1 protein-coding gene is annotated in these 281 nt (G+C 34.9%); it reads right to left on the bottom strand.

Translation table 11 applies throughout. The features are described 5' to 3' along the window. Positions 1–41: 41 nt before the first annotated feature. The coding region (locus tag M901_RS08000) for an AGE family epimerase/isomerase (protein ID WP_034721337.1) at positions 42–281 on the bottom strand (240 nt) is incomplete at its 5' end.

Raw genomic sequence — 281 nt, 5'->3', positions numbered from 1 at the left:
GAAATAAATAATTAATAACTCTGAGTAGGCTTTCTTCAAGCCTACTCGTTCTTTATCCACTCCAAGAATCCCATAAGTAAATGATAAGCAGTCGTCGATGGATGTAAATCTGTCTCATCTTTTAGATCACGAGATAAATGTTCCTTCCAAGAGTTATTTTCATTGAGACGATATTTTAATGTGAAATCTTTTTGTGCTTTTGCTCTTTCTAAATATTTCTCATCTTGCTTAATACGGTATAAGCATAGGTGGGCCTTAAGTGCTTCGGTTTCTGGCCAAAT

Source organism: Bacteriovorax sp. DB6_IX (genome assembly GCF_000447775.1).
Taxonomy (GTDB): domain Bacteria; phylum Bdellovibrionota; class Bacteriovoracia; order Bacteriovoracales; family Bacteriovoracaceae; genus Halobacteriovorax_A.
This window is presented reverse-complemented; position numbering and strand designations above follow the sequence as displayed.